Annotated in this window: 18 protein-coding genes; 4 read left to right on the top strand and 14 right to left on the bottom strand. The window is 38.3% G+C overall.

Features of this window, described 5'->3' with window-relative positions; genetic code table 11:
* Positions 1-44 precede the first annotated feature (44 nt).
* The 10 genes from B154_RS0107275 to B154_RS0107230 all read right to left on the bottom strand — a co-directional run bounded on the left by B154_RS0107275 (position 45) and on the right by B154_RS0107230 (position 11,213).
* Positions 45-941: an alpha/beta hydrolase gene (locus B154_RS0107275; protein ID WP_018612984.1), complete on the bottom strand. Its 897-nt coding sequence runs from the start codon at positions 939-941 to the stop codon at positions 45-47.
* Positions 942-981: 40 nt separating this feature from the next.
* The gene (locus B154_RS0107270) at positions 982-1,782 is read right to left on the bottom strand and encodes an NIPSNAP family protein (RefSeq protein ID WP_018612981.1); all 801 of its coding nucleotides are present in this window, start codon (positions 1,780-1,782) and stop codon (positions 982-984) included.
* A 69-nt stretch (positions 1,783-1,851) separates the two neighbouring features.
* Positions 1,852-2,715 (bottom strand): sugar phosphate isomerase/epimerase family protein, encoded by an 864-nt coding sequence (locus B154_RS0107265; protein ID WP_018612979.1) that lies wholly within the window; start codon positions 2,713-2,715, stop codon positions 1,852-1,854.
* A 42-nt stretch (positions 2,716-2,757) separates the two neighbouring features.
* Positions 2,758-3,315: a gluconate 2-dehydrogenase subunit 3 family protein gene (locus B154_RS0107260; RefSeq protein WP_026260030.1), complete on the bottom strand. Its 558-nt coding sequence runs from the start codon at positions 3,313-3,315 to the stop codon at positions 2,758-2,760.
* A gap of 94 nt (positions 3,316-3,409) precedes the next feature.
* Entirely contained in the window at positions 3,410-4,879 is a 1,470-nt protein-coding gene (locus tag B154_RS0107255) for a Gfo/Idh/MocA family protein (protein WP_018612975.1), read from the bottom strand.
* Positions 4,880-5,006: 127 nt separating this feature from the next.
* Positions 5,007-5,648 (bottom strand): gluconate 2-dehydrogenase subunit 3 family protein, encoded by a 642-nt coding sequence (locus B154_RS0107250; RefSeq protein ID WP_018612974.1) that lies wholly within the window; start codon positions 5,646-5,648, stop codon positions 5,007-5,009.
* An 83-nt stretch (positions 5,649-5,731) separates the two neighbouring features.
* Positions 5,732-7,417: a GMC oxidoreductase gene (locus B154_RS0107245; RefSeq protein ID WP_018612972.1), complete on the bottom strand. Its 1,686-nt coding sequence runs from the start codon at positions 7,415-7,417 to the stop codon at positions 5,732-5,734.
* A 77-nt stretch (positions 7,418-7,494) separates the two neighbouring features.
* Positions 7,495-8,379, bottom strand: a complete 885-nt coding sequence (locus B154_RS0107240) for a hydroxypyruvate isomerase family protein (RefSeq protein ID WP_018612971.1) — start codon at positions 8,377-8,379, stop codon at positions 7,495-7,497.
* An 18-nt stretch (positions 8,380-8,397) separates the two neighbouring features.
* Positions 8,398-9,645, bottom strand: coding sequence for a nucleoside permease (locus B154_RS0107235; protein ID WP_018612969.1), 1,248 nt, complete (start codon positions 9,643-9,645; stop codon positions 8,398-8,400).
* A 326-nt stretch (positions 9,646-9,971) separates the two neighbouring features.
* Positions 9,972-11,213, bottom strand: a complete 1,242-nt coding sequence (locus B154_RS0107230) for an MFS transporter (protein WP_018612967.1) — start codon at positions 11,211-11,213, stop codon at positions 9,972-9,974.
* A 691-nt stretch (positions 11,214-11,904) separates the two neighbouring features.
* Between B154_RS0107230 and B154_RS0107220 the strand changes: the two genes are divergently transcribed.
* The 3 genes from B154_RS0107220 to B154_RS0107210 all read left to right on the top strand — a co-directional run bounded on the left by B154_RS0107220 (position 11,905) and on the right by B154_RS0107210 (position 14,667).
* A complete protein-coding gene (locus tag B154_RS0107220; protein WP_033411306.1) occupies positions 11,905-13,062 on the top strand; it encodes a Gfo/Idh/MocA family protein in 1,158 nt (385 codons plus the stop codon).
* A gap of 110 nt (positions 13,063-13,172) precedes the next feature.
* Positions 13,173-14,228 carry a sugar phosphate isomerase/epimerase family protein gene (locus B154_RS0107215; RefSeq protein WP_018612960.1) on the top strand — a complete coding sequence of 352 codons (1,056 nt, stop codon included), beginning with the start codon at positions 13,173-13,175 and terminating at the stop codon, positions 14,226-14,228.
* A 31-nt stretch (positions 14,229-14,259) separates the two neighbouring features.
* Positions 14,260-14,667, top strand: a complete 408-nt coding sequence (locus tag B154_RS0107210) for a c-type cytochrome (protein ID WP_018612958.1) — start codon at positions 14,260-14,262, stop codon at positions 14,665-14,667.
* A 401-nt stretch (positions 14,668-15,068) separates the two neighbouring features.
* On the opposite strand, the gene B154_RS0107200 is transcribed toward B154_RS0107210, so the two are convergent.
* The 3 genes from B154_RS0107200 to B154_RS0107190 form a co-directional block, all read right to left on the bottom strand.
* Positions 15,069-16,352 carry an alpha/beta hydrolase family protein gene (locus B154_RS0107200; RefSeq protein ID WP_018612953.1) on the bottom strand — a complete coding sequence of 428 codons (1,284 nt, stop codon included), beginning with the start codon at positions 16,350-16,352 and terminating at the stop codon, positions 15,069-15,071.
* 533 nt (positions 16,353-16,885) lie between these two features.
* Complete coding sequence (locus B154_RS0107195; protein ID WP_018612951.1) at positions 16,886-18,130, bottom strand: glutamate-5-semialdehyde dehydrogenase; 1,245 nt, start codon at positions 18,128-18,130, stop codon at positions 16,886-16,888.
* Between the two features lie 223 nt (positions 18,131-18,353).
* Positions 18,354-20,225 carry a DNA polymerase III subunit gamma/tau gene (locus B154_RS0107190; RefSeq protein ID WP_018612949.1) on the bottom strand — a complete coding sequence of 624 codons (1,872 nt, stop codon included), beginning with the start codon at positions 20,223-20,225 and terminating at the stop codon, positions 18,354-18,356.
* A gap of 296 nt (positions 20,226-20,521) precedes the next feature.
* Between B154_RS0107190 and ppk1 the strand changes: the two genes are divergently transcribed.
* Positions 20,522-22,609 carry a polyphosphate kinase 1 gene (gene ppk1 / locus B154_RS0107185; RefSeq protein ID WP_018612947.1) on the top strand — a complete coding sequence of 696 codons (2,088 nt, stop codon included), beginning with the start codon at positions 20,522-20,524 and terminating at the stop codon, positions 22,607-22,609.
* Positions 22,610-22,613: 4 nt separating this feature from the next.
* On the opposite strand, the gene B154_RS27895 is transcribed toward ppk1, so the two are convergent.
* Positions 22,614-23,981: a GH1 family beta-glucosidase gene (locus B154_RS27895; protein WP_018612945.1), complete on the bottom strand. Its 1,368-nt coding sequence runs from the start codon at positions 23,979-23,981 to the stop codon at positions 22,614-22,616.
* Between the last annotated feature and the right edge of the window lie 29 nt (positions 23,982-24,010).

Below are 24,010 nucleotides of genomic sequence, written 5' to 3'. Positions count from 1 at the left end.
TTTATCTATCGGTTACTGTAATACCATGGTTTTATTTTAAAAAACTACTCATGATTTTTATGGCCAATTGCAGGATCAAGAAAGTTGTTATCAGCAAGCCAGTCAGCCATTCTTTGAGGCCAGGTTTGTAATGAAGCAAGCTTCGACCTGTTGCCCATATTAAAACCATGACTGCCTTGCGTATACAGATGTACTTCAACCGGAACTTTTGCAGCCCGGTAATCTTTGAGAAGACGAACAACCGATTCGGAACAGCAGGCGTCGTTATTGGCAGCGAGTAGGAAAGCCGGCGGAGCATCTGAGCCAATGCTGTCAGGAATACCCAAAGGCCCCGGGTATATAAGCATTTGAAAATTCGGTTTGCCATTTAACCTGTCAATTGGATCTGTTGCTGTTGCATCTCCTTTACCAGGTGCATACGCAACCATTGCAACAACTTCGCCTCCGGCAGAAAAACCAAGCATTCCAATGCGACCGGTATCAATATTGAACTCTTTTGCCCGGCTTCGAACCAGGCGCATGGCCCTATAAGCATCTTCACGAGGATGCTTGTCTATAGAATAAGGAGAGTTTTCTTCGCGGCTGAGCCTGTATTTGAGCACAAAAGCAGCAACACCAAGTTTATTTAGAAAAGTTGCGGGTTCTACGCCTTCTGCGTTAAACACCAGTTCCCGGTGACCACCTCCCGGGCAAATTATAACGGCGGCTCCTGTAGCTTTTTCTTTTGGCGGTAAAAAAACGGTGAGCGAAGGATTATGAATATTTTTCACCCAATAATCTTTTGCCTGCTCAGGCTCATTTCGGCGATTTTCAAAACCAGGGGCTCCATTAGCCCAAAGTGGAATTACCACAGGGTTTGTTTGAGCTATTGCATGTGAAGTAGAAAAGGATCCATAAAAAAAAATTACGGATAGAAAAAGAGTAAATGGGAATTTAATCATCACGATCCGTAATTTTTAGATAGAGATTTAAACAGCTTATTTATAGTTCAGAATATTCTGTGGGTCTTAAAAAGTAAATGTCACTGTGAGAAACGTTTTTTTGATATTCTGGCAGGGCAGACAATGTTTTCCAGGCGGGGTCATCACTAAAAGCTTTCCAGTGCGCCTCCCTTGATTGCATGTTATCAAAAGAAGTCATATACATAAGATTAGGCATCTTGCAGCCAAACATAACTTCACTATAGAAAACAGGATTGAAACCAAGGCGAGAAAAAATATCAACTTCGCCACCCTGGTTAAACATTTTCACCTTATTTCTATAAAATTTTTCGCTAGGTCCTTCATAACTACGAAGCTCGTATACCCTTTCGCTTTTAGGGCCTGTTAATTTTGAAGGTGTTATTGCAGGCATCAATTCGAATGCCTTTAAAAGAATGTTTTCGATCCTTGTAAATGCGGGCTTATCAGAGGGGGCATTAATATATTCATCAGAAGCATTTGAAGATTTATCATCAGAAGAAGACTTTACCGAATACTTTTCCCACTGGCTTAAGGATGAGAAAGGAACAAACACATACATTTTTTTGTCTGCAGCTGTATCATTTGCAATTGCCTTGAAAACCCCAATGTTGGTGATACCAGAAGCATGCAAAGAGGGAATAAATTGCTTTTGAAGATAATTATCAATGATTGTCTCTTGTTGTGTATTTGTATAATGATATACTTTTAATTGAAAATAACGGGAATTTTTTGCAGCAGGGGCTGCATTAGCATTGATGGAAAAGAAAGTAATTGATAGAAAAATAAATAAAAAAGATAATTTCTGTACTAGTTTTTTCATGATAATAGCTGATGTTAATTAAAGTGATTATTTTTTTTTGATTAAGAATTGAAAGATGCTGAATAGTCTTTACACCTTTAAATTTTTCATATATTCTGCGTCGTCCTTAGCAGCGGCGAGAGGTGTTGTTCCTTCATACTGTTCCTGCTCAACAATAAAATATTGCATCCCTTGCTTTTCGGCTTCTTTTAAAATAGCAGGGTAATTAATTGTACCTTTTCCAAGGGTTGTAGTCTCATCACCCTTCTTGTCTTTTACGTGACCCAACCTGAAGCGATTTGGATATTTTTTGAACCATTCAATAGGATCTTGTCCCGCTGCAACTACCCAATACATGTCCAGCTCGAAGTCAACTAAATTCTTGTCAGTATTCTGCATCATTACATCCTGCGGATACTGACCTTCTACTTGTTTAAATAAATAGTCGTGGTTATGATAAGCGAAGCGAAGACCTCTTTGCCTGCATATTTCACCAGCTTTATTAAATCCTTCAGCGGCGCGTTTAAATGCATCAAGGTCTTTTTGTGGCCCTAAATATGGGCAGAGTAGATATTTCATTCCAATAGCAGCGGCCTCGTCTGCTTTCCGCTCAAGGTCTTCTTTATAGTTGCAGTGACTTGATACTATCTGCATTCCCAATTGATCCAGAAAACTCTTAAACTCAGTATTCTTCATTCCCCAATAAATGCCCTGCGGTCCTTCAAAACCTTCTAACTGCTTATATCCAAAGGAGGCTACTTGTGTGAGAATACCTTTAGGATCTTTGGGTAAATCATCACGAAGACTATAAAGTTGTAATCCAAATTTATTGTTATTACCAGTTAATTTAGATGTTGAACCACAACCGGCTAACTGACCGCCTATACCTGTTAATGCTATTCCCGATGCAAATGCCGAAGCTACTTTAAGAAAATTCCTGCGTTTATAATTCATTATATATACCCTATCTGTTTGATCTGTTTTAAAACACTATAATTATGCCCATGCTTTCTCGCCTTTCTTATAAGGGATACATGCATCGTACCTGCCCGGGGTCTGAACATATCTTCTTGCCTGGGTACATCCTATTTCTGATGTAAAATATCCCAACAATGTCAACTCCTTCATCAGCCTGAAATAATGCTTTGGTTCGTTTGCTTTCCATGTTTTCATAGCTTCTTTCTGCTCATTGTCAAGTTTTACCAGCAAAGCATGCCTTTTTTCAGGTTTAATGTCAGTAAACTTGTCGTTATACTCTTTTTCAGAAAGATCCTGTATTTTCTTCATACCATCATGAAAGACTTTCTGATCGTTTTCATCATAACAGTCATTCACCATAACGGTCATAAACTGTCCGACTTTTGCCGCTTTAGCTCCCGGGGTTTTCGTTGAAGGCAAAATAGTATCAGCTATCTCATCTAATAAAGCAACGTCTTTTTCTGTAAAGCTAACCGCATTATTGTCATTGCTTTTACATGCTATAAAAGTATTTGCCCCTAAGATTGTTCCACCCAGCAACAAGCTTATATGTTGAACCGCTTCTCTTCTGTTCACAATAATAAAATATATAGTGATTAATAATTAAAGCTCTTTTTATACTGAATAGTGTGCTATATCTTTATCGTAGAATGTATAAGTCATCTCTTCCTCATGCACCTAATTGTCCAACACTAAAGCCATCCCTGTATTTGCGTTTTACAAATTGATTTACTGTATCAAAATTAGTCACTTTCATATTTTCTTTATCCCAAATAAGTTTGATATCACGGCCAGGATAATCAAAGCCTTTTCCGCCGGCTTTATCTACCCGTATGTCGTGACCTCTTATAGCGAGATTTGCCATACAAAGAGCCTCAGTAAGCGGACCTGCAATTTCAAAAGGCGAACTAAGTTGCATTTTACCATAACCTGCTATGGCTCCTTCCACCCATTGAGCATAGTGACCTTCGGCGCCACCTGGCACTCTCGGATATTTTTGTTTTACATGCACCTGTTCAGTTCTTGATGTTGGTAATAATTTAGGATCAGCTCCGTAGGTGCCACACATCATTTTCCCTTTTGTTCCGATAAATAAAACTCCATTTCCTCCATCTCCAAACACTTCGTTAGGGCCTAATTCGTCTGGCCTTTCAGGCTGTATACCTCCATCCATCCAATGAACTTTTACAGGTCCCTTTGTTTTATCGGTCTTTGGAAAATTCATAGTTACATGACTTGAAGGAGGAACACTTTCAGGAAAATATCCCTGCTTAAACTCATCAACATAAACAGTACCTACGCTTGCCTGAACATCGGAGATGTATTGAAGATTTAATACTCTAAACGCCGGTTCTACAAGGTGACATCCCATGTCTCCCAATGCTCCGGTACCATAATCCCACCATCCTCGCCAGTTGAAAGGAACAAGTTTTTCTACGTAATCTTTATACGGTGCAGTTCCTAACCAGAGATTCCAGTCTAAAGTTTTAGGCACCTCAGCTTTTGTTTCCGGCCAGGGAATACCTTGTGGCCACACCGGCCTGTTTGTCCATACGTATACGGTATGAACATCGCCTATTGTACCTGCGTCATACCATTCCATCAATTGCCTTACTCCGTCACCTGATGCTCCCTGGTTTCCCATCTGGGTAACTACTTTGTAGCGCTTCGCAGCATCGGTTAGCACACGTGCTTCAAATACATCGTGAGTCAGTGGCTTTTGTACGTATACATGTTTTCCCAACTGCATAGCTGCTAAAGCAGCAACAGCATGATTGTGATCTGGTGTTGATACTGAAACGGCATCGAAATTTTTAGATTCTTTATCGAGCATTTCACGCCAGTCTTTGTAATATTTGGCTTTGGGGAAATTTTTTACTGTTGTAGCTGCTCTTACATCGTCAACATCACATAGGTATGCAATATCGGCCTTACCGCTTTTAAAGAAATGAGCTATATCGCTTTCTCCTTTTCCTCCAACCCCAACACTCGCAATGGTAAGGCGATCACTTGGTGCTATAAATCCTTTGCCTAGCACGTGCCTTGGCACTATCATAAAACCTGCAGCAGCTAAAGCTGTAGTTTTTATAAAATCTCTTCTGGAGTTGTCATGTAGATTAATGTCTTTTTCGTCAATCATTTTATATTCTTTACAACTTAAAAGTCTGATTTTTAAATTATTCACTACATATTCTGGTACTTGCACAGTACGTTGAATATGTACCGATCGGTATAATATTATTCTTTATACAGGAAATTAATACAGATCAGGTAAGGCCTGCAAATGCTTTCTCTCCTTTTTTGTAATCAATAACTCCCTGAAACTTTCCAGGAACCGGAGTATACCGCAGACCTTCTGTTCTGCCTTTCTCTGAAGTGAAATATCCGAAGATGGCAAGCTGTTTCAGTTGTTGAAAATAATGATTGGGCATAGTCTGCTTTTTAAAATCATCTGTACTTTTTTCCTGCCCTTGTTTTTGCTTTTCTTTTTGTTGATTCTCAAGATCGGCTTTCTTTTTTATATAGTCATTGGTTTCCTTATCTACTGAAACAAGCAATGCTTTACGCTGTTCCGGAGTGGCCTTCATAAAGCCGTGACCATGCATTTTATTGCATGCATCATCAAGTGTAGTTAATCCTTTATGAAAAATTTCCTGGTCATCTTTCGTATAGCAATCATTTACCATTACCGTCATAAATCTTCCTACGCCGGCAGCTTTAGCTCCCGCTGTATTTGTTTGTGGCAATATAGTCTCTGCTACTTCATCCAAAAAAGCGATATTCTCCGCGGTAAATGCAACAGGAGCGGATTTGGTTTCTGACTTACATCCGGACAATAAAAGTTCTCCACCAATCATTGCTCCGCCGGTAGCAGCTGCGATCATTTTTAAAAGTTCACGTCTGTTCATTTGAAAAGTTTAAAAATTAATTACTCAAAGAATTACTGTTATTATTATTGACACCATCATCTCATCACCTCTGACATCTGAATCTAAATATTTCCTTTTTTCAATTCCTTAACTGCAAAATCAGCTGCCCTGGCTGTCATTGCCATATATGTTAATGAAGGATTTACGCACGATGCTGAGGTCATGAATGATCCGTCGGTTACAAAAACATTTTTGCAGTCCCATACTTGATTATTGCTGTTCAACACAGATGTTTTAGGATCTCTACCCATTCTTGCAGTACCCATTTCGTGTATTCCCCAGCCAGGCTCACAACCTTCATCGTGACCTTTTACATTTTTCACCCCGGCAGCCTCAAGCATTTCAACAGCATCAGCAACTATGTCTTTTCGCATGTTCTTTTCATTTTCCTTGAATTCAACATCAAATACGATTTGGGGCATGTTCCATTTATCTTTTTTATCTTTTGACAAAGAAATCATATTGTCGTGATATGGTAACATTTCACCAAAACCACCTATGCCCATAGTCCATTTGCCAGGTTGCCCCAATGCTTCTTTCAAATCAGCGCCGATACTTAATTCCGCTACCTGTCTCGACCAACTTTCACGACTGGCAGATCCCTGGTATCCAAAACCACGCAGGTAATTTCTTTTTTCATCTCCGGGCAGATTGCGAAAGCGTGGAATATAGATACCATTAGGCCTAAATCCTGAATAATATTTATCTTCAAAGCCTTCCATGTCTCCGACAGCCCCAAGTTTTAAATGATGATCCATTACATTATGGCCTAACTCGCCGCTGCTACTTCCTAAGCCATCAGGCCATATATCAGTAGCAGTTCTCATCAATATTGCCGTAGAGGGAAAAGTAGAAGCACACAGAAAAACTATTTTGCTGTTAAATTCAAGTGCTTCATTGGTTCTTGCATCTACTACTCTTACGCCTTTTGCTTTTTTTGTATCCTTATCATAAATAATATCTGTAACTATCGAAAACGTGCGAAGCGTTAAATTACCTGTTGCATTGGCTGCGGGGAGTGTGGATGACTGGGTACTGAAATAGCCTCCAAACGGACAGCCGTTTGAACAAATATTTCTGTACTGACAAGGTGATGGTCGTCCGGGAATTGTTTGCGTGAGATTGGCAGTGCGCCCAATGATCATTGTTCTTTTATTTTTATAATGATCTTTTATTCGCGCAGCAACAGTTTGCTCTACGATATTCATATCCATGGGTGGCAAAAATTTACCATCAGGCAATTGGGGTAATCCTTCCTTTGATCCGCTAATGCCGGCAAATGTTTCTGCATGATCATACCATGGAGCAATATCTTTATACCGGATAGGCCAATCAATAGCGATACCATCTTTTGCATTAGCTTCAAAATCAAGGTCGCTTAGCCGATAGCTTTGTCTACCCCACATCAACGAACGTCCACCGGTATGATATCCGCGAAACCAACCAAATGGTTTCTTTTCAACGTATGGACTATCTTTATCAACGGCCCAAAAAGAAAGATTGCGTTCGTTTAAAGGGTAATCTCTTTTTAATACCGGGTAATCATCAATCATTTTTTGTGTACGTCCGCCACGGTGCGGATACTCCCACGCAGGCTTATTGCTATCCGCATAATCTTTAATATGCTCTATGTGATGACCACGTTCAAGCATCAAAACCTTTAGTCCTTTTTCGGTAAGCTCTTTCGCAGCCCACCCTCCGCTAATACCGGAGCCAACTACAATCGCATCATAAGTGTTATTTGCCATGACAATCGATAATTAAAATGATATAATGAATTTAATAGTTTAATTACAATATTTAAAAAAGTATAAAACCGATCAGACTATATGTCGCAAAGTTTTACAGCGTCCCTTAAAGAAGCTATCTTATCTTCTTTTGCCGGAATAAATTCCTGCGCCAGATAATCACTAAAACCTGTTGCTTTTATTGCTTTTATAATAGCCGGATAATACAATTCCTGGCTTTCATCTATCTCATGTCTTCCCGGTACACCGCCTGTATGATAGTGACCGAAATACTGATAATTGTTCTGAATAGTTCTTATAACATCCCCTTCATCTATCTGCATGTGATAAATATCGTACAGGAGTTTGAAGTTTTCTGAACCTACCTGTTTGCATAACTCCACTCCCCAGGCTGAATGATCACACATATAATCTTTGTGATCAACTTTACTGTTAAGCAATTCCATCTGTATTACTACACCTTTTTTTTCAGCAAGAGATATTATCTGCTTCAATCCTTCTGCACACGTTTTCAAACCCACCTGGTCATCCATACCCCGCCTGCTGCCACTAAAACAAATTAAATTTTTATAGCCGGCTTTTGAAACAAGGTCAATATGTTCGGTGTAGTTTTTAATTAAGGTTGGATGATATTGCTTATCATTCCATCCTTCCGTCAGGCTGATTTCTGCTCCATTACACATAGAAGAGAAAATGCCATATTTTTTTAAAGTATCCCAATCTTTTGGTCCTACAAGATCAATAGCAGCAAATCCTATATCTTTTACAGTTTTACAAAGTTCATCTAATGAAAGAAAATTGTAAGTCCAGCGGCAAACAGAGTGTTTTATGTTTCCTTTTAGCATGTCTTTATTTTCCGTTTCATTACACGCCGCAATAGATAATCCTGGTGCCGCAACAACTGCAGCACTACCTAACATAATATTCTTAAATACCTCGCGGCGAGTAGTTTGCTTTTTCATTTTTTGTGTTATATATATTTACGTTACCGGACTGGTAGCCAATCCCTTTTCAGCTTCGGACTCTGAAATTATTTTCCTTTTATCATCTCTAAAAAAAACTGCATACAAAATAAAAACGACTGCAGATATTGCAGCAGGTATCATCCAGATGTTCTTCCAATCATGTCCATCTGCTACAGAGTATTTTTCTGCCACAAGACCTGCTACCCAAAAGCCAATAAGCATTCCGACACCATAGGTTGCGAGCGTTATCATACCCTGGGCTGAAGCCCTAAACTTATCTCCGGCCTTATCATTTGTATAAATTTGTCCTGTTACAAAAAAGAAATCGTAACATACACCATGAAGAATAATTCCGGCGTACAACATCCACATTCCGCTGCCTGTGTTTCCAAAACCAAAAAATAAATACCTCGCTGCCCAGGCAGCCATTCCAAAAAGCAACATTTTTTTCACACCTAACCGTACAAAGAAAAAAGGCATTAATATCATAAATACTAATTCTGACATTTGCCCCAAAGCCATTTTTCCTGCTGCTCCCTGCACCTTTAATTCATTTAAAAAAATATTGGTTTCCTGGTAATAAAAAGCCAGGGGAATACATATTAATAATGAGGACAAAAAGAAAATAAGAAAGTTTCTGTCTTTTAATAATCCAATGGCGTCCAGACCTATTATTTCGCCAAAAGTCACTTTAGTTCCAGCTTTAGTAGGAGGTGTGTCAGGTAAAGTAAAACTAAAAAGACCCATTATAAACGAAACTGCAGCAGCTAATCGAAACGTAAGCACCAAAGAATTTGTTTGTTCCCATGCCATCCATCCGATAATTAATCCTGCTACTATCCAACCAATCGTTCCCCAAACTCGTATTTTAGCAAAATCTTTTTCAGGATCGCCTACCTGGTTAAACGAAACCGCATTAATCAGGGCCAGGGTTGGCATAAATAAAATCATATAAATAAGTAAGCCCGGATAAAATGCAGAAAAATTATCAACAATAGTCAAATAGTATAAAGCAGCAGCACCGCCCAAATGTAGAACACCTAATATTTTCTGAGCCGAAAAGAATTTATCTGCAATTAGTCCAACAAAGAAAGGTGCAATAATAGCTCCGAGAGATTGTGTTCCATAAGCAATACCAACCTGAACATCGGTTACACCTTTAATAGATTTTAAATAAGTGCCCATAGTTACATACCACGCTCCCCATATAAAGAAGTTGAGAAACATCATCGTAGAAAGCCTGAACCGTATGGCAGATTTCATTGGCAACTCGTTAATAAATCAGAATATTTTCTCTTTACTTACTACACGAAAAGTACGCAGTGTTACAAGTCCAAAATTAGAAGCCTGACGTTTCGTAAAATTTAAAATAAAGTAAAGAGAACTAAAAGTAGCACTTTAAGAAATACGTTGTGCTTTTGGCTCAAAAAATTTAGCTTCCCGATAAAATTCTTTTACCAAAAATTATATTAAAATAGTAACTAATAATATCCCTTGAGAAGATTTAGCAGAGAATTTGAAAAAAAGGAAAAAAGGTAAAGCGATGAGCATTTACCTTTTTTTATTTAAGTCTATCGTATTTCAAAGCATTAATGAACAGCCATTGTCATTTCGCTTTCTGTAGCTCTCTTCGAATTTTTTTGCCAAACGAAAAATATAATAAACAGTACAACTAATATCGCCGGAAAGGTCATCATATTGCGTAGCGCATGTTGCCCGGTAGCCAGTTCCAGAGCACTTCCTGTAAGACCTTTTGCCGTGTTTTCAACCCTTGCACTATCAATCCAGCCACCAATGATAGGTTGGAATATAGAGGTTGAAAACATACCGACGCCGCCAACAATCGACATGCCGAGGGCACTACTGCGTGGAACTCTATGCGCCACTGAACCAATCATTACCGGCCAGAAATAACAAACTCCCATTGCAAACACTACGGCTGCAAAATATGCCGTAGGCCCGGTTACTGTGCTGAACATATAGATACCTATGGTGGCCAAGATAGCACCCATCAACAGTGCCCCTGTTTGACCTAACGTTCCAACAACCGGCCCGGCAAAAAACCTTCCCACTGCCATAAGACCCGAAGTAAGGGCTAAGATTATCATTGGTTCGGCTCCGCTACTACTTAAAACAACACTTACCCATTGGCCGGGACCAAACTCCGTAATAGCCGTGAGAGCCATGCAACAAAACAGGAAGATATAAACAGGGCTTAGCATTGCTTTAAAGTTTTCAGCAAGAGAGTTTGCTTCTTCCAATTGTGATTTTGGAAAAGTTTTTCCGAAAAACAAGACTGCATAAATAACGGTTGGAACCATGGTAACCCACATCTGCGCTTCCCAGCCCAATCCCATCTTTGTCATGAAGAAGGAAATGAGGGAACCAACCAGAATTCCGCCCGGAAACCACATATGGAACCTGCCAAGCATTTTTTGCATTTTCACCCCTGAATACATATCTGCAATCATGGGGTTACAGGCAGCTTCGGTGCATCCATTACCAACTCCAATTAAAAGTGTGGAAATAAGTAAAGTTGCATATCCACCGGCAAAAATGGTCATTAAAATTCCAATAGTGTGGCATACGAAAGCCACCATCATAATATTTTTTGGCCCGAACGTGTGATAAACGAGGCCACCGACAATCATGGAAATAGGAAATCCTAAAAACCACATCGAATTGATAAATCCCAGTTGTTCGGCAGAAAGGCCAAACGCCTCCCCAAGTTGCGGCAGGATGCCTGCGCGAATAGAAAAAGTAAATGCAGTGGTGATCAGTGCAAAGCAACTCCCATTAAACAAGGCGCTTCTGTTAACGTTTTCGTTCATTAAATTTAAGTTTATAAGTTTTAAAAGTGAAATTATAGGCGACTTAGGATGAAAGCAACATTCGATTATTTTTTTATTTGCTCTCGTTGAACCTGGTTCAGATTGTTTTTATCTGACCATTATTAAGGTGCAATTGCAAACCACTATGGTTTGGTGTCCCGGTCCTGGTTGCAAACAATGAAGTAATTAAAAGAGATGCGTAACTTTCTGTAAATAACTGATTTCTGTTGATAGCTTTCATATGTTTTTTAGTGGTTGATGATGTAAGAAATTGTTTGATTAAAGTAAGTTTCTAAACAAATAATAAATCTTGTCTTAGTAGGGTAAGAGAGTAAATTTTGCATTCGTTAGTTTTTGTACACCGGTTTTAGGCGATAAATGTAGTATTTAAAGACATATGTTTATTTACAATTGAAAAAAAAATTACAGTGAAAACGAAAAAAAGTAAACCTATAAATGAATAACCTATAAATTTGACCTGTTAATTGTAAAAAGTGCATTATTGCTGTAATAGTTTGCAATTGACGAAGAGATATTAGCAGTGAAGACTAAAGATTCGCATCGGTTTTCTGATGAAGTGATTGCGACGCAAGGATGCTGCTATGAAAGGCTGACACCAGTACCTAAAAAATTAAATAAAAAGTTTTTAATAGTTTTTTTCTGATTTTTAATAACCGTTATTTATTGCTATATGAGAAAATTAAGAATGGGTATGATAGGTGGAGGAGCGGGAGCATTTATCGGGGTAATACATAGAATGGCAGCTATAATGGATGGTGAAATTGAATTAGTTTGTGGTGCATTAAGCTCAGACCCAAAGAAATCAAAAGACAGTGGACGAGACTTAAACCTTGACCCTAACCGGGTATATGACTCTTACCAGGAAATGATTTCGAAAGAAAAAGAACTTTCTGATGATGTGAGAATGGATTTTGTAAGTATTGTAACGCCTAATCACGTGCATTTTGAACCGGCTAAACTTGCAATGGAAAACGGATTTCATGTGGTCTTAGACAAGCCAATGACATTTACACTTGCTGAGGCAAAAGAACTAAAACAAGTTGTAGAAAAGACCGGAAAATATTTTTGCTTAACTCATACTTACACCGGCTATCCGTTGGTGAAAGAAGCACGGGTACAGGTAGCAAATGGCAAAGTTGGCAACATAAGGAAAATATTGGTTACTTATCCCCAGGGTTGGCTAAGTTCTTTTGTAGAAGCGTCAAATGATAATAAGCAGGCTTCCTGGCGAACAGACCCTTCTAAAAGTGGAATAGCAGGCGGCATGGGAGACATTGGCACTCACGCCTTTAATCTTGCTGAATATATATCGGGCCTTAAAGTATCGGAAATACTGGCAGATCTGCATATAGTTGTGGAAGGCAGAAAACTGGATGATGATGGCGCGGTTTTATTGAAATTTGAAAATGGTGCTACCGGAGTTTTGATTGCATCACAAATAATGGCGGGAGAGGAAAATAATCTGAACATAAAAATTTATGGCGACAAGGGCGGTGTTAAGTGGTATCAGCACGATCCTAATTCGCTCATATTTGTAGCTCCCAACAAGCCCGTGGAAACATGGCGCGCAGGAACCGGATACCTGAGTGAAGTTGCAAAACATAATACGCGCATAACTGCCGGACATCCTGAAGGATATGTGGAAGCTTTTGCAAATCATTACCGAAACTTTGCTTTGTGCGTAAAAGCGCAATTGGCGGGAGAACAACCAAAAAAGGAATGGCTAGATTTTCCAGGCATTGAAGATGGGGTTCGAGGAATGGCATTTATTGAAAATGTAATTGCTTCATCGACATCGAAGGAAAAATGGACACCATTCAACGTCTGAGCCTTTAAAAACACCCTTTAGAGAAAATTTCGTTTAAATAACTTTATTCTTAACTACTAAAGTTTATATACAAAGCCCTTCGAAGTAAGGAGGGATTAGGAGAATTGCCCATGAAAACAATAAAAGGACCCGGAATTTTTTTAGCGCAGTTTCTTGGTGACACACCACCTTTTAATGATCTTAAAAGTATTTGCCAATGGGCGAAAAGCATAGGGTTTGTTGGTGTTCAAATACCGGCCTGGGACCCGCGGTGTATAGACCTGCAAAAAGCTGCAGAAAGTAAAACATATGCAGACGAGCTAAAAGGTCTTGTGAATGAATGTGGATTAGAAATAACAGAGCTTTCTACACATTTGCAGGGTCAGTTGGTAGCGGTGCACCCTGCTTATGATGCCATGTTTGACTCATTTGCGCCTGAACAATTTCGTAATAATCCAAAAGCCAGAACAGAGTGGGCAGTTCAACAGGTTAAGTATGCTGCCAAAGCATCACAAAATCTTGGGTTGAAGGCTAGTGCCACATTTAGCGGCGCTTTGCTTTGGCATACAATATATCCTTGGCCACAACGTCCTGCCGGTTTGGTAGAAACTGGTTTTGAAGAATTAGCCAAACGTTGGTTACCAATCTTGAACGAGTATGATGAACGTGGTGTAGACCTATGCTATGAAATTCACCCGGGTGAAGATCTGCATGATGGAGTGACTTACGAAATGTTTTTAGAAAAAGTAAATAATCATGCAAGAGCATGTTTATTATACGATCCCTCCCACTTCGTATTACAATGCCTTGATTATCTCTCTTATATAGATAATTATCATGAACGTATAAAGATGTTTCATGTTAAGGACGCGGAATTTAATCCTACAGGCAAACAGGGCGTATATGGTGGCTACCAAAACTGGGTTAACCGTGCCGGACGTTTTCGTTCCCTGGGAGACGGGCAAGTTGACTTTAAAAGTGTTTTTAGTAAGCTGACAGCTTACGATTATTCCGGTTGGGCCGTAATGGAATGGGAATGTGCTCTGAAACATCCCGAAGATGGAGCCAGGGAAGGGGCGATTTTTATTAAAGACCATATTATAAGAGTAACAGAAAAAGCATTTGATGATTTTGCAGGTGCAGGAAGCAATGAACAACTGAATCGCAGCATATTGGGACTATCATAATAATAATTTTAAAATTTAATTTAAAAAGGACATGAAAAAGCTATTTATTATTCTTTCTTTCGGTGGTTTAGGTTTATTAGCCAGTTGTGGTGGCGGAGGAAATGACAAAAACGCGGAAACAGAATCAAGAAAGGACGAAGCAAAAGAGGAAGCAAAAGAAGAACCAGCAGAAAATCCTGACTACGAAAAAGGCCTTGAACTTGTTGGAAAAAATGATTGTTTAACCTGTCATAAAATAAATGAGGCTTCAACAGGACCGGCTTATTCTGCTGTTGCAGCAAAATACCCAAATACACCACAAGTGATAGATACATTATCGAATAAGGTAATTAAAGGCGGTGCGGGCAACTGGGGAGTTGTACCAATGACTCCACATCCAAATTTATCTAAAGAAGACGCTGTGGCAATGGTAAAATATGTGCTGTCTTTAAAGAAATAATTTGTGCATAAATTACTTATGATTATCGACGCTGTCATTATCGGTATCGGATGACGACAAAAATAACAATTATGTCGTCACATGATGTTTGTTTTAACAGCGCGCATGTTGAAAAATATCTAATGATTATTTCGAAATATTCGGTTTTATTATAGTAATCTCATAGGACTTAAGGCTTTTTAGAAATTAATGTACCAGCACTATTATTCCCTAAAAGCAACAATTGAATAGCAGCTATTATATGGCTGCTATTTATTTTTTTATTCAATTGCATTGCTTTCATATAGAAACTGGAGAAAGCAAAAACGTATTCTTTAAAGAACAAGTAAATACCATTGAACGAAAACCTTCTATTATAATAGCTACTTTTATAAATTTTTCAACTCTTATCCATTACTGCCCTAATTACCTACTGACTGTATTATTTTTCCATTTGTGGTACTACTAAGGTCAACTAATTTCTTAGTAATTGGCGGTGTCTGACCTTTTACCTTTTGAACCAGCAAACCAAAACCCTGTACTATTTCAGCTTCTGTAAAAGCACAGTGACCAAAGGCTTTAACAGGTATACCGGTAAAAAGAGAATTTGTGCCTCGTAAAATTGTTTTAAACTCATACAAAGGAAGATGCCAAAATGGTACAATAGGATCGAGTGTAGTATGAGCCGAAACAAGTGGCAATTGTATATTACCACTTGTTTCATAGTACCGTGCAATAGTTCTTAAAGCAGTTTTGTCAGCACTAAATCGTTTCACACGTTTATTCAATTTAATATCTTCCCAAATGCTCCCGCTACCAAAATATATTTTATTAATATTTTCATATGGTTGTCCCCCAAATTTCTTAATTGCATCTCTCGTGGCAAAAACATCATAACGAAGAACTCCTATAGTAGTTACAGCCATGCTACTATCATTTCCAGGTATGTAAGCGGCGTGGGCAGTATTAAGGACTTTTAAAGTAGCAGCAGGATTTGACCTGATAGCTTTTAAAATAGCCGGAACATATTCAGTTTGCCAGTTAGCAATAAGTTGGTCAGGTATGTTTACAACGTTTCCGGGTAAAACACCAGGAAAAAAGTAATCAAACAACACGCGGAAGTCTCCATTATAATCAATTTGCTTCTGAAAATTGCCACAATGGCTGCAGAGTGGCAAACCACCACTAAAGAATTCCGGGTGCCGCTCTATAGCCAGGGTAGTAACAACACCTCCTTCAGAACCTCCCGTCAAATATATTTTGCTTGGCTTCCCAAATTCTTCAATGAATTTTTTTCGTAAATTCAACATATTGTCCACTCCAGATTGGATAGCCAACCCATTTTCGCTATAGCTTGTGGTAGCAAAGGCGTAGCCAAGACTTGTAAACAATGGAACATAAGCTGCAGCCTCGACAGGCAGAGCCAATGGCAAAAATGGAGAAACATACCCGTGTGCGTACAGTATCAATTCTCCATTCCAATTGGCTGGAACACATATTTGATATATTTCTCCAGATTGCAACTTAGTAACGTTGCACCCGACCTTTGTAACATTTCCATCTATAGTAGTAACCCTTTGGTAATTTGTCATTTTTTGTAAAAACAAATTGTTAGGTTCAATACTGGTAGGATATGTATTTAATTCTTTCTTACAGCCGAGGGTTAAAAGGAGAAGGACAATAACTAGTAGAGAATAACTTTTCATAAAGGTGCATTTAAAGTAATCGTCTAAATACAAATAAAAAGAGATACCTCAAAAATTTAAGATCACAAGAGAACGGTGTAGGTTAGAAAATTAAAATGCTTACTATAAGCACTAAGAATAGATGATATGAAACCTGCTCAGAGAAAAATTTATCTTCAATGAATAATTTAAAGATCTATAGCTAATGTAATAAAAATTTTCTGGTAATTATATTAAAAAAAAAATTATTGAATTGTATGAAAAATACTATGATTAGAAAATTGACGATCTTATGGCAAGACCAACAATCAAAAGATATTTAGATAGGATAAACAGCCAGATAATAATGATACAAGAAGTAAAGAATAATGTAAAATAGGGCGGAAGTAAAATTCTTCGTCGTTCTCTGATTATTGTTGTTTAATATGGTCAGACGCCTTTTAAAAATAAATATGAGGAAACGCAAATTCAATTAGTCTAAACAATTACAGTTAAATATAAACTGACAAGCATGCTCCTCGACTTACTTTAGGTTGAAAAACATGCTGGAATAACTATTCCCGCACTTGCCCTTCTCCTCTCACAATCCATTTTTCGGTCGCCAGTTTCTCGAGCGCAAATGGTCCTCTTGCGTGAAGTTTTTGTGTTGAAATTCCAATTTCAGCACCTAAGCCAAACTCCTCGCCATCAGTAAAACGAGTGGAAGCATTCATATAGACGACAGCAGAATCAACTTCCTGTAAAAAACGTTCGCACTGGTTTTTATTTTCCGATACAATTGCCTCTGAGTGTTTAGTGGAATATTGCTGAATGTGCGAAAGAGCCTCATCTATATCTTTAACTATTTTCACGGCACATTTTAAGCTGATGAACTCACGTCCAAAATCTTCAGGAGTTGCCTTGTGCAGGTAAGGATAATTTTTTAGTAATTCGTAAGCAGCTTCATCGGCAAAAATTTCTACTCCATGCTTTTCAAACAATGGTTGCAGCTTTTCCAAAAAATGAGGGGCCACTGCGCTATCAACAAGTACAGAATCAACTGCATTGCAAACAGAAGGCCTTGATACTTTTGCATTTACAACAATATTCACTGCTTTATCTAGTTCAGCATCTTTCTCTACATAAATGTGACATACCCCTGCGCCGGTTTCTATAACAGGTACAAGGCTGTTTCTTCTTACTGATTGTATCAGGCTCTCAGAGCCACGTGGAATCAGCACATCAACGTACTTTGTCGCTGTGTACAATTGCTGCACTGTTTCCCTGTTCGATGGTAAAAGTGTGACGCAATCTTCATCAATATTATTTTCCTTTAGAACATTCTTAATAATCTGGACTGCTATTTTGTTAGAATTTTCTGCCTCACTACTCCCCTTCAGCAAACAAGCATTTTTGCTGCGGAGGCATAAAGTAGCAATGTCAAAAGTTACATTTGGACGCGACTCAAAAATAGCTCCGACAACACCCAGGGGAACGGCAATTTTTTCCAATAATAAGCCATTGTATAATGTTCGTTTCTCAAGTAATTTTCCTGCCGGATTTGGTAGTTTGCTTACCTGCCTTATACTATTTGCAATATTTTTAATTCTTTGTTCATTTAGGCGAAGCCGGTCTGTTCTGCTATCATTAGGATCCTGTTTTGATACATCGATACTATTGGCTTTTAAAATGTCGGCACTGTTGATTTCAACGGCATCAGCCAGCATTTGTAAAGTTTTTATTATTTGGTGATCATCTGCTTTCCGTAGAGACGCCGATGCTTTATATGTTTTCAGAATTAATTGTTCAACTATTTCCATCTTTATATTTTATATAGTAATCCCTTTCTTTAATTGCCGCAGTCAAAATTAGTGTAAACATTCTTCCTTTTTAGGAAGTTGAAGTTTGGAAGAAGCAAAAGGTTTTAATCATACTGATAAAGTTTCCTCTATTTTCATTAAAAAATAAGGAAACAATTAATTGAATAATTAATTCAAAAACGAGTATGCGTAAATATTTCTGCACCGAAAATGCATTAAAAACTCAATAGTCCAGCTCCAACTTCAACCTGTCTTTCAATTCTTTAATCATTGGGTATTGCTCTATTACTTTCTGATATTTTTCTCTTGTAGTTAGTGTTGGTTCGGCTATTACTACTTCTTTAATTTGTTCGTTTACCAATATAGTAAAACCTATATTCCGGTTCTGAAAGCATTCTTTTAAATACTCCAGCAAAGTTGTTTTCTCCTGTTCTATAAATTTTTGCTCGAGGCTGGCCGATACGCTTATAGAAAAATGCTGTTCGTTTACTACCTGCAATTGAGCATTATTGAAAACCGTAACAACCGAGTGCTTGGCCTGCTGCTTAAGCTTATCTTTAAAACAGTTCCAATGTTCCTGTAAGTTTTCTGCGGTTACAGGAATTGCTTCTTTTTTATTTTCGCTTGTTTTGTTTGTTATATGTTTATCTCGTAAGCTTTCAAGTAAAGATTTTTTGCCAGCCGCAGGTATTTTCGCTTTTGGAGGAACAGGCATTTCAGCCGTTTCAGTTAGAAGATCAACATTTTCTTTTATTTTAGGCAAAGCAGTTGCTTCTTTTGCCGCTGGTTTTTTTTCAATTACTGGTTTAGGTTCAGCAACGACTGTCGCGGCAGGAGGTTGAATGAACAATTTGCTTTGCGGAACCGCAGCAGGTTCTGGAGCAGCAGCTTGTGCATTTATTTGAATAGATTGTAAAGGTTCGAATTTTACTGCAACCGGTCCGTTAACCCGCTTTTTTTTTACTAATGTAGAGGTTTGATTATCAAATGATAAATCGATTGCCTGTTGTAAAAAAGTAAGCTTGATCATAGTCATTTCTACATGAAGGCGTTTATTTCTTGCCATCTTGTAGTTTATTTCTGCTTCATTCAATATGTTTAAAGCACTCACGAGGTAGGCGGGACTAACCTTTTTTGCTGTTTCCACATATTTCGGCTGCAAGCCTTCCACAACATCCAATAAAGATGCTGCCTTTGGGTTTTGACTCACCAGCACATTTCGGATAAATTCGGCGTAGCCATTTAATACAAGGTCACCCTCAAACCCTTTTCTGTTTATCTCGTCGTACAACAACATCGCTCCCGCCATATCCTGGTTCAATTGCGTATCGAGCAACTTGAAGTAGTAATCATGGTCGAGAATGTTAAGGTGCTCCAACGTATTCCTATAAGTGACCTCACCATTTGTAAAACTGACAATTTTATCAAGAATACTAAGGGAGTCTCTCATGCAGCCTTCACTCTTTTGAGCTATAACCTGCAGAGCTGCCTTTTCAGCGTGAACATCTTCTTTATCTGCAATTTCCTGCAGATGCTCTACCGTGTCATTGTTTGTTATACGCTTAAAATCAAAAATCTGGCACCTGCTTAAAATAGTAGGAAGAATTTTGTGTTTTTCGGTTGTAGCCAATATAAAAATAGCGTAAGAAGGAGGCTCCTCAAGGGTTTTCAAAAAAGCATTGAAAGCGCTGGCACTAAGCATATGCACCTCATCTACTATATACACTTTGTATTTACCCGCCTGCGGAGCAAACCGCACCTGCTCTACCAGGGCACGAATATCATCAACCGAGTTATTACTGGCCGCATCCAGTTCATGTATATTAAGAGATGTTCCTTCATTAAAAGAAACACAACTATGGCAATGATTACAAGCCTCACCGTCAGGACTGATATTTTCGCAATTGATTGTTTTAGCCAAAATACGGGCACAGGTGGTTTTGCCTACACCGCGGGGACCACAAAATAAAAAAGCGTGGGCTAACTGTTGGTTTCGAATGGCATTTTTTAAAGTAGTGGTTATGTGGCTTTGACCCACAACAGTATTAAAATTCTGGGGCCTGTATTTACGGGCTGAAACAATAAACTTTTCCATAATTTTCTCTCGCTCCAAAAACGGTTGAGGTGCAAATTAGTAAACTTTGCGGTAGTATAATAGCATGATTATTCACAAAGAAGTTGACGTATTGTTATTAATTTTTTCCACCCGCCTGTTTAGGTACTACCTGCAGTTGTTGCGGTTCACACTTGTACCGACTTTATTTAATTCCTCTACAAAACATTTAAAATAATGGTATAATAATTTACTCATCGTTATTGTAAAAGAGTATTAGTAATTATCCTTAACATTATTCACAGCATTTCAAGTATTATATTTGAACAACAATTTTTATGAGCAAACATAAAATTATTCCACGTGATATTAGCTGGCTGAGTTTCAATGCACGTGTTCTGCAGGAAGCGAATGATCATAGTGTGCCCCTTAAATCGAGAATTAGGTTTCTTGGAATTTTCTCAAATAATCTGGATGAGTTTTTCAGAGTTCGTGTAGCTACCCTGAAGCGAATGACGATGCTGGGAATAAAAAATATGCATCTTGAAGAAAACCCGCAAAAGATACTGGAAGACATTCAAACGATTGTTTTGCAGCAACAAAACGAATTTAACCGAATCTGGGAAGGCATTTTGGAAGAACTGGAAAACGAAAAAATTTTTATCGTTAACGAAAAACAGTTGGATATTGAGCAGCAGCATTTTGTAAAAAAATACTTTGAAGAAGAAGTGCGCAGCAACGTAATTCCCTTGCTGGTAGAAAGCATTCCGCAATTTCCTTACTTACGGGAGAAGTCCATTTATTTAGGCGTTGTAATGCGAAAACACGATGATGCCTACGATCAAAAATATGCTTTAATAGAAGTGCCAACACGTGCTGTAGGAAGGTTTCTTCAGTTGCCGTCGAATAATGGTGAGCATTACATTATTCTTCTCGAAGACATTATTCGCTTCAACCTTCCCTCCATATTCTCCTATTTTGGCTTTGACCATTTTGATTCTCATATTTTCAAGGTAACAAAAGACGCCGAAATTGATATCGATAACGACATTTCCACTTCATTAATTCAAAAAATAGAAAAAGGGATTAAAAACCGACGTAAGGGTAAGCCAGTAAGGTTTGTATACGATAAAGAAATGGATGCAGGTATGCTTGAATACCTGATTCGCAAACTTAACCTAACAAGAAAAGACAATATTATTCCTGGCGGCAGAATACATAATTTCAGGCATTTTATGGATTTTCCTGATGTCTTCAATTCAAAAAGTCTTCGCCGCAATGCTATTTTGCACCCGGCCTTTTCCAATAAATTAAGGGTCACTGACGTAATACTGGAAAGAGATGTAATGTTAAATTTCCCCTATCATTCCTTTAATTCGGTTATTGACTTGTTGCGTGAAGCTGCGATGGATATACAGGTAACTGTCATTAAAATTACCGCCTATCGTCTAGCGCCTAATTCAAAAATTATAAATGCCCTTATAAATGCCGCACGTAATGGAAAAGAAGTAGTGGTAATGCTGGAGTTACGTGCCCGCTTTGACGAAGAAGCAAACCTTATGTGGAAAGGAAGGCTGGAAGAAGAAGGGATAAAAGTATTGCTGGGAGTAGATAATATGAAGGTTCATGCTAAAGTGTGTATCATAAAAAAAAGAGTAGCTAACCAGGTCGTTCAATATGGGTTTGTAAGCACCGGAAACTTAAATGAACAGACTGCCCGAGTATATGGAGATCATTGTTTGCTTACCAGCAATCACCATGTTATGTCTGATATCAACAGAATATTTAATTACCTGGAAAACCCAAAAGCCGGAAACGAGCCACTGAAGCTATGTCAAACTCTTATGGTTTGCCCTACAAATATGCGACAGGAGCTGAACGTACTGATTAATAAGGAAATTAAAAACGCAAAATCGAAGAAACGTGCTGCAATTACAATAAAACTTAATTCTCTCAGCGATACAATTTTAATTGAAAAATTGTATGAAGCAGCTCACGCAGGTGTTGAAGTAAAAATGATTGTGCGGGGAATCTTTTGTGCCATAGTTGAAAACTTGAAATTTAAAAAACCTATTAAAGCCATTAGTATTATTGATGAGTATCTTGAACATGCAAGAGTTATGATTTTTCATAACGATGGTAAGGAAAAAGTATATATTTCATCCGCTGACTGGATGGTGCGTAATCTGGACCATCGTGTTGAGGCAGCTGTACAGGTTACAGATAAAGATATTATAGAAGAACTGAAAGATATTATATCAATTCAACTAAGCGATAACGTAAAAGCGAGATGGCTCGATAAGGAGTTGTCGAACAGGTATGTTTCGTCTGCTAATGATGAAAAAAAGATAAGATCACAAATAGAGATTTATAATTACCTGTATCAAAAAACCGTGCAGCTCACTAAAGTTCCTATTGAAACTTAATCAATCAATTTTTTAAGACGGTATTTTCCAGTGCTGCGCTTTGCAAAAATTTACCGTACCAATAACCTGAAGATTTTACTATTCGTTGTTGAGTTTGAAAATCAACGTGTACCAAGCCAAATCGTGGCTGATATCCCTCTGCCCACTCGAAGTTGTCGGTAAAACTCCAGACAAAATAACCTTTTACATTTACGCCTTCCTGCTTTGCTTTAAGCACCTGTGCAATATGTTCGTGTAAATATTTTTTTCTTTTTTCATCATTTACTTTATTATCGATAACAACATCAGGAAATGCAGCCCCGTTTTCAGTAACAATCAATCTATTGAAGTTTTTATAAGCGTTAAATTTATGTAGCATCTGATAAATGCATTCCGGATAAACTTCCCAATTCATTACCGTAGTTTCAACATTTCTTTTTTTGGCTGCAATAATTTTAGCCCATATTAGCGGTGTCAGGTATGACCACGCCACAACTTCCCGCGTATAATTTTGAACTCCGATAAAATCCATATCAAATGCCAGCCTGCTCTCATCTCCGTCTTTTACAAATGGTTCTAAACGTTGCAGTAATTTCAGGTCTTTAATTGGATATCCCATGCCTGCAAGTGGCTCAACAAACATGCGGTTTAGCAATGCATCTACACGCGTGGATGCAAGAATATCCTGCTTTTTGTCTCGAAAAGCTTCAATATAAGAACAGGAAAAGGTAGTCCCTACAATACTGCCAGGCAACATTGAACGGACAATTCTTCCACCCTCGGCCTGACATAGTGCAGCATGATGTGCAGCCGCTAAAAAATTAGTAAGGCCTTTTTTGCCGGGAGCGTGAACGCCTAAAAAATATCCGGCACCCGTAAAGACCATCGGCTCATTTAGTATAATCCAATGCTTTACCCGGTTTCCAAAAGTTTTAATACAAAACTGTACGTAGTCACTAAACCAATTGATTATTTGCCTGTTTGTCCAGCCGCCTTTTTTTTCCAGTTCATAAGGCAAATCCCAGTGGTATAAAGTAATCCAGGGTTCTATACCAAGGTCGAGACAAAAATCAATAATCTTGTTATAAAATTCTATACCCTTAGGATTTGCAGCGCCCCAACCGTTCGGTGTAATCCGGCTCCAGGAAATAGAAAAACGGTAGTTGGGAATATTGAGCTGGCTCATTAAAGCTATATCATGCGCATAACGATGATAAAAATCACAGGCTATATTTCCGTTTTGCCCCAGGAAAGTTTTACCTTTTGTATTTGAGAAAACATCCCATACAGACTTTCCTTTTCCATCTAAATTATATCCCCCCTCTATCTGGTAAGCAGCAGTTGATACCCCCCATTTAAAATCTTCCCCGAAGTCTTCTTTTGTATAGATCATGTCACTTTACCCTTTGGAAGCCATTTCAA

Origin of the sequence: Segetibacter koreensis DSM 18137 (assembly GCF_000374045.1) — a bacterium.
GTDB lineage: Bacteria > Bacteroidota > Bacteroidia > Chitinophagales > Chitinophagaceae > Segetibacter > Segetibacter koreensis.
Note: the sequence above shows the minus strand (reverse complement) of the source record. Positions and strands in the feature narration are given on the sequence as shown.

Bases quoted from the DNA above. Each gene is read 5' to 3' on its own strand.
- B154_RS0107200 (WP_018612953.1), bottom strand. From the start codon at position 16,352: ATGAAAAGTTATTCTCTACTAGTTATTGTCCTTCTCCTTTTAACCCTC.
- B154_RS0107250 (WP_018612974.1), bottom strand. From the start codon at position 5,648: ATGAACAGACGTGAACTTTTAAAAATGATCGCAGCTGCTACCGGCGGA.
- B154_RS0107275 (WP_018612984.1), bottom strand. From the start codon at position 941: ATGATTAAATTCCCATTTACTCTTTTTCTATCCGTAATTTTTTTTTAT.
- B154_RS0107240 (WP_018612971.1), bottom strand. From the start codon at position 8,379: ATGAAAAAGCAAACTACTCGCCGCGAGGTATTTAAGAATATTATGTTA.
- B154_RS0107190 (WP_018612949.1), bottom strand. From the start codon at position 20,225: ATGGAAAAGTTTATTGTTTCAGCCCGTAAATACAGGCCCCAGAATTTT.
- B154_RS0107230 (WP_018612967.1), bottom strand. From the start codon at position 11,213: ATGAACGAAAACGTTAACAGAAGCGCCTTGTTTAATGGGAGTTGCTTT.
- B154_RS0107215 (WP_018612960.1), top strand. From the start codon at position 13,173: ATGAAAACAATAAAAGGACCCGGAATTTTTTTAGCGCAGTTTCTTGGT.
- B154_RS0107220 (WP_033411306.1), top strand. From the start codon at position 11,905: ATGAGAAAATTAAGAATGGGTATGATAGGTGGAGGAGCGGGAGCATTT.
- B154_RS0107210 (WP_018612958.1), top strand. From the start codon at position 14,260: ATGAAAAAGCTATTTATTATTCTTTCTTTCGGTGGTTTAGGTTTATTA.
- B154_RS0107265 (WP_018612979.1), bottom strand. From the start codon at position 2,715: ATGAATTATAAACGCAGGAATTTTCTTAAAGTAGCTTCGGCATTTGCA.
- B154_RS0107195 (WP_018612951.1), bottom strand. From the start codon at position 18,130: ATGGAAATAGTTGAACAATTAATTCTGAAAACATATAAAGCATCGGCG.
- B154_RS0107255 (WP_018612975.1), bottom strand. From the start codon at position 4,879: ATGATTGACGAAAAAGACATTAATCTACATGACAACTCCAGAAGAGAT.
- B154_RS0107235 (WP_018612969.1), bottom strand. From the start codon at position 9,645: ATGAAATCTGCCATACGGTTCAGGCTTTCTACGATGATGTTTCTCAAC.
- B154_RS0107270 (WP_018612981.1), bottom strand. From the start codon at position 1,782: ATGAAAAAACTAGTACAGAAATTATCTTTTTTATTTATTTTTCTATCA.
- B154_RS0107245 (WP_018612972.1), bottom strand. From the start codon at position 7,417: ATGGCAAATAACACTTATGATGCGATTGTAGTTGGCTCCGGTATTAGC.
- ppk1 (WP_018612947.1), top strand. From the start codon at position 20,522: ATGAGCAAACATAAAATTATTCCACGTGATATTAGCTGGCTGAGTTTC.
- B154_RS27895 (WP_018612945.1), bottom strand. From the start codon at position 23,981: ATGATCTATACAAAAGAAGACTTCGGGGAAGATTTTAAATGGGGGGTA.